This window comes from Kingella sp. (in: b-proteobacteria) (genome assembly GCF_030527935.1).
Classification (GTDB): domain Bacteria; phylum Pseudomonadota; class Gammaproteobacteria; order Burkholderiales; family Neisseriaceae; genus Kingella_B.
On record NZ_JAUMZV010000066.1, the window covers coordinates 1 to 5754 of the forward strand.

The window sequence follows — 5754 nt, forward strand, 5'->3', positions numbered from 1 at the left end:
GCCTTATAGGATAAGGCTTGCAGGGGTTTTCAGCCCCCATTTTGTTACTTACGCCTTAATGCCCTAAAAACGCGGCTACCGCGTTAAAAATGCGTGCAAGGTGTCCAACCTTGCTGTGCTTTTTGCCTTGTATCCACGTTTTTATGTCATCAAATCTGCCTATGAAAATAGTGAATACAGGTTCTTAGGAAAAGCCAATGCCCGCCAAATTTTCCTTTGTAAGATTCATAGCCATAATCATCGGTTTCAGGCAAGCCAAACGAGATGGTTAGCTGTTTTTTAAACTGCGCCACCACTTCGGCAAGTGATAAATCTGTTTTGATGGCGTATAAATCTTGCGTATCCAGCAGCAAAAGCTGCAAAAATTCATCAAAACTCTCGGCAACCAATTCTTCGCTATCGCCTTCAATATCAATACAGCACACCTGTGGTTGGGTTTGGTTTTGGCGGTAGTCTAAGCAATGGTAGTAATGCCCATCGCCATCAAAGGCAATCAATCCAGCGCAAGATTGAGCTCGCTGGATAGTGATTCGTCTAATTCATCGGCTAACCGCATTAAGCGCGGATACGCTTGCCCAATGCCCCAAAGCTGCATGGGCGGTGTTTCAGGCAGCTTGTAGCGGATATAGCCGCCATTTTGCTCTTTTAATAACGCCACTAAACGCTTTGGCAATCGGTAGCCGATTTGTTGTTCAAAATCTGCCAGCAAGGCATCGGTTAAAGGCGCGTGCGAATAGGGCAGATAGATGGGTTTTTTCCAAAAGTGTTTTAGAACCTGTATTCACTATGTCCATAGACATCTTTTATGCCCTAAAAACGTGGCTACTGCGTTAAAAATGCTCGCAAGGTGTCCAACCTTACTGCGCTTTTTGCCTTGTATCCGCGCTTTTATTTCATAAAATCTGCCTATGGAAATAGTGAATACAGGTTCTTAAAGTTTTCGGTGTCATGGTAGGCTTTCAGGCTGCCTATTCTTTTATCTTAACCAAGCCAGCGGATTCATCACCTTATTGCGATAGCGCAGTTCCAAATACAAGCCTTGTTCGCCTGCGGGCAGCGTGCCGCTGGTGGCGATGTTTTGCCCTGCGTTTACGCGGCTGCCGTTGCTGGCGTGGATGCTGGATAAGCCTGCGTACACCGACATATAGCCGTTGCCGTGGTCAATAATCATCATGTTGCCGTAGCCTGCTTGGTTGGCGGTGTAAACGACTGTGCCTGCGGCGATGCTGCGCACGGCGGTGGGGGCGGTGGCGATGAAGATGCCGCGCCATGTGCCACCGCTGGGGCGGGCGGTGCCAAAGCGTCCGATGATGTTGCCTGATGCGGGCATGATGCCGCGCAGGGGTTTTTGTGGGGCGGCTTCGGCGCGTTGGGCTTCGTTGCGTTGGGGCTGCTCAGGGCGCAGGTTTAGGTCTTCGCGAGTGAGCGTGGATTGGGGTTTGCTGCCGCGCTGGTTGGCGTTTTGGGCGCGTTTGCGGGCTTCTTGGGCGCGCTGGGCGGCTTCGGCTTTGCGCTGGGCGTTTTGTTTGGCGACGATGTTGGCGATGATTTGGTTGAGCTGGCGTTCGTTGGCTTGCAATTGGGCGAGTTTTTGGCGGTGGGCATTGATGTCTTTGCTAAGCTGGCTGCTGTTGGCTTGGGCTTGGCTGTGGGTTTGCCCGAGTTTTTTCAGTTTTTGCCGTTGCTGGGCGGCGAGTTGTTCTATGCGTTTAAGCTCGGCGTTGATGGCTTGCTCTTGGTTGTTGAGTTCGCTTTGCTGCTGGGCGAGTTTGTCTATCAGGGCTTTGTTGGCTTGGTTGATGTGGCGGGTGTAGGCGAGAAAGCGGCTTTTTTGGTTGGCATCGCTGCTTTTGAGCAGCAGGGCAACGGCGGCGGGCTGGGGGTTTTTGTAGTTATTGGCCAGCAGTTGGGCAACTTGGGCTTTGGTGTTGCTGATGTTGGTTTGCAGCTCGGATAGGGTGGCTTGCAGGGCGGTGAGTTTTTGCCATTCGGCTTGTTCGCGCTGGGTAAGCTCGTTGAGCTCGCGGCGGGCTTTGGCGATGGCGATTTGGGTTTCGCGCAGGATTTGCGCGGCACGGCGTTGCGCGGCTTGCTTGGCTTCTAGGTCTTTTTGCGTGGCGGCGATGGCTTCGCGCACGTTGTCAAGCTGGGCATTGGGGTTGGCCGGGGGTTCGTTGGCGGCAAGGGCGATGTGTGGGGCGAGTAGGGCGATGGCGAGCAGCAGGGCAGCGGGTGTTTTCATGGTTTACAAATGTTAAGCGTTTGAAAATGGGGCGTATTATAGAGAGTTTTCTGCCTTACGGCATACCCCTTATATACCCAAATCAAAGATTTGGACAAAGGGGCAAGGCTGCCTTGATAGCTGGGGCTGAGGCAGCCTGAAAAGGATGACAACATGGATGGATGGTTTCAGGCTGCCTTTGGGGCAATGGCGTGGGTGGGGTTAGCTCATACCGATTTTGTGAACCAATAGGCAGCCTGAAAACGTTTGACCAATCTACAACCGATGGCGCATCGGCGGCTCGCCGATATTTTGCCAAACAGCAAAATCCTATTTAGTACGCTATTGAGCGGCAAGCCGTCGCCACGCCATTTTAAATTTAGCTTCGCAACTCCACTCCGCTCCGCAGGCTGCCTTTATGGCGAACTGATTAGGCAGCCTGAAAACGCTTTATGCTTTGCCCAACCCATTTCAGGCTGCCTAACCCAAACAGCAAAACCCCGCCTTTTCCCGTATAATTCCCCGTTTTTTCAACCCTTTCAGGCAGCCTGAAAACCCATTATCCAACCATTATGAAACCATCCATTCAAGCCAAACTGCAAAACCTATCCCACCGCCTAGAAGAAGTAACCGCCCTGCTTGGCTCGCCCGAAGCCACCGCCGATATGGACAACTACCGCCGTCTCAACCAAGAACACGCCGAGCTCACCCCCATCGTAGAAACCTACCACGCCTACACCCAAGCGCAAAGCGACCTAACCGATGCGCAAGAAATGCTGTCCGACCCCGAAATGAAAGACTTCGCAGCCGAAGAAATAGAAACCGCCAAAGCCAAAATAGAACAGTTAGACTTGGAACTACAAAAACTCCTGCTGCCCAAAGATGCCGACGACGACAAAAACATCTTCATAGAAATCCGCGCAGGCACAGGCGGCGACGAAGCCGCCCTGTTCGCAGGCGACTTGCTGCGTATGTACACCCGCTACGCCGAGCGCAACCGCTGGCAAACCGAAATCGTCTCCGCCAGTGAAAGCGACCTAGGCGGCTACAAAGAAGTCATCGTCCGCCTAATCGGCTTGGGCGCATACAGCAAGCTCAAATTTGAAAGCGGCGGCCACCGCGTGCAGCGCGTCCCCGCCACCGAAAGCCAAGGGCGCATCCACACTTCCGCCTGCACCGTCGCCGTGATGCCCGAAGCCGATGAACTCGCCAAAATAGAATTAAACGACAAAGACCTACGCATAGACACCTTCCGCGCATCAGGCGCAGGCGGGCAACACATCAACAAAACCGACTCCGCCGTGCGCATCACCCACCTGCCCACAGGACTGGTCGTAGAATGCCAAGACGGGCGCAGCCAACACACCAACAAAGAAAAAGCCCTAAAAGTGCTCGCCGCCCGCCTGAACGACATCCAAAAACGCGAAGCCCACGCCAAAGAAGCCGCCGAACGCAAATCGCTCATCGGCAGCGGCGACCGCAGCGAGCGCATTCGCACCTACAACTACCCGCAAGGCCGCGTAACCGACCACCGCATCAACCTTACCCTGCACAAGCTGGATTTTGTGATGGACGGCGATATGGACGAAATCACCAGCGCGTTGATTGCCGAGCATCAAGCGGAGATGCTGGCGGCGATGGGGGATTGAGCATGAGCAATATTATTGATGCCATTTACAACTTAGTAACCGATTTTTCAGGCAGCCTGAAACGCGAAAATCAAGGTTTAAACCGCGCCAATCAAATGGGTGGCGCATTGGAAGAATGGGTAAAAGACTTGTTTGCCAATACATTGAACGAAGAAAACGAAGCCGTGCGCTTGCAAAAGCTATCCGAAACGTTTTCCTATTTGGGCAATCAAAATAATCCACCCGATATGATTTTGAAAAATAACGATGCGATTGAAGTGAAAAAAGTAATCGGCAAAGATGCCACGCTTGCGCTGAATAGCTCGTATCCCAAGCATAAACTGTTCGCCAATTCGCCGTTATTAATCCAAGAATGCAAAAATTGTGAGCCCGATTGGGTAGAAAAAGACCTGATTTATATTGTGGGCGTTGTGCCCAAAAATCAGCCATTGCACAGTTTATGTATGGTTTATGGCGTGGACTATGCAGCTAATCATCAGATTTATGAGCGTGTTCGCCATACCATTGCCACAGGCATTCAGCACATTCCCGATGTGGAATTTACCGAAACCAACGAGTTAGCCAAAGTCAAAAAAATTGACCCGCTTGGCATTACCGATTTGCGCGTGCGCGGGATGTGGTCAATTGCCAGCCCGTTTAAAGTGTTTGACTACATCTATCAGCGAGACAGCGAAAAATCTTTTAATTTTATGTGTTTAATTAATTTAGAAAAATATCAATCGTTTAGCAACGTTAGAAAAATTGAACAATTACCCGAGCTAGAAATCCGCGATGTACAAATCAAAAATCCCAACAATCCCGCGCAATTAAAGCCCGCTAAACTCATCACATTTAAGAAATAATATGAAAATCATCAGTTTATTTTCAGGCGCAGGCGGTTTGGATTTGGGCTTTCAACAAGCAGGCTTTGACATCATCGCCGCCAACGAATACGACAAAACCATTTGGGCAACGTATGAAAAAAATCATGCTACACCGCTGATTAAAGGCGATATTCGCCAAATTGCGTCCAGTCAATTCCCCGAGTGCGATGGTTTGATTGGCGGTCCGCCTTGCCAAAGCTGGTCGGAAGCAGGCAGCCTGAAAGGCATTGACGACCCGCGCGGGCAGTTGTTTTACGAATACATTCGCGTGTTAAAAGACAAACAGCCCAAATTTTTCTTGGTCGAAAACGTAAAAGGCATGATGGCAGAGCGACACAATGCTGCCGTGCAAAATATCGTGCGCGAATTTGAACAAGCAGGCTACGATGTGTTCATTCAGCTTTTGAATGCGGCGGATTACGGCGTGGCGCAAGACAGAAAGCGCGTGTTTTATATTGGCTTTCGCCAAGATTTAGGCGTGCGCTTTACCTTTCCCGAGCCGTTGGCGGGAAAAAGAACGTTGCGAGAGATTATTTGGGATTTGAAAGACAATGCGTTGCCCGCTGCGGATAAGAATAAAGCCAATAGTCAGCCGTTGCCTGTGCAAAATCACGAATATTTTACGGGTTCGTTTTCTACTATTTTTATGAGCCGAAACCGTGTGCGCTCGTGGCATGAGCCTGCGTTTACCGTGCAAGCCAGCGGGCGACAATGCCAGCTTCACCCACAAGCGCCTAAAATGGAAAAAGTGGGCGAAAACCAATTTCGCTTTATTCAAGGCAGCGAGCATTTATACCGCCGTTTAAGCGTGCGCGAAGCGGCGCGGGTGCAGGGCTTTCCTGATGATTTTGAGTTTGTGTACAGCAGCGTAAACGATGGCTACAAAATGATTGGCAATGCTGTGCCTGTGCCGTTGGCGCGGGTGTTGGCAGAACAGATTAGGCGGGCGTTGGTGTGATGTGAATGTAAGGTGTAGAAATCAACCGCGTTGTTTACACAACAGTTTGGGAAAAATAAGCCT

Annotated in this window: 7 protein-coding genes; 4 read left to right on the forward strand and 3 right to left on the reverse strand. The window is 50.8% G+C overall.

Annotated elements, in window-relative coordinates; translation table 11 throughout:
• Window positions 1-149: 149 nt before the first annotated feature.
• The 3 genes from Q4A85_RS13045 to Q4A85_RS13055 form a co-directional block, all read right to left on the reverse strand.
• Window positions 150-497, reverse strand: coding sequence for an SMI1/KNR4 family protein (locus Q4A85_RS13045; RefSeq protein WP_303111038.1), 348 nt, complete (start codon window positions 495-497; stop codon window positions 150-152).
• Window positions 494-781 (reverse strand): SMI1/KNR4 family protein, encoded by a 288-nt coding sequence (locus Q4A85_RS13050; protein WP_368500222.1) that lies wholly within the window; start codon window positions 779-781, stop codon window positions 494-496. Before Q4A85_RS13050 ends, Q4A85_RS13045 begins: the two co-directional genes overlap by 4 nt.
• 195 nt (window positions 782-976) lie before the next feature.
• On the reverse strand, window positions 977-2242 hold the full coding sequence (locus Q4A85_RS13055; RefSeq protein WP_303111040.1) for a murein hydrolase activator EnvC: 1266 nt from the start codon (window positions 2240-2242) through the stop codon (window positions 977-979).
• 246 nt (window positions 2243-2488) lie between these two features.
• Here Q4A85_RS13055 and Q4A85_RS13060 point away from each other — a divergent pair, with 246 nt between their 5' ends.
• From Q4A85_RS13060 to Q4A85_RS13075, 4 genes are read left to right on the forward strand one after another with little or no spacing between them, the layout of a single operon-like run.
• Window positions 2489-2773: a hypothetical protein gene (locus tag Q4A85_RS13060; RefSeq protein WP_303111042.1), complete on the forward strand. Its 285-nt coding sequence runs from the start codon at window positions 2489-2491 to the stop codon at window positions 2771-2773.
• A gap of 20 nt (window positions 2774-2793) precedes the next feature.
• Window positions 2794-3870 carry a peptide chain release factor 1 gene (gene prfA, locus Q4A85_RS13065; RefSeq protein ID WP_303111044.1) on the forward strand — a complete coding sequence of 359 codons (1077 nt, stop codon included), beginning with the start codon at window positions 2794-2796 and terminating at the stop codon, window positions 3868-3870.
• A 2-nt stretch (window positions 3871-3872) separates the two neighbouring features.
• Entirely contained in the window at window positions 3873-4712 is an 840-nt protein-coding gene (locus Q4A85_RS13070) for an NgoPII family restriction endonuclease (protein ID WP_303111046.1), read from the forward strand.
• 1 nt (window position 4713) lies between these two features.
• Window positions 4714-5691, forward strand: coding sequence for a DNA cytosine methyltransferase (locus tag Q4A85_RS13075; RefSeq protein ID WP_303111048.1), 978 nt, complete (start codon window positions 4714-4716; stop codon window positions 5689-5691).
• The last annotated feature ends 63 nt before the right edge of the window (window positions 5692-5754 follow it).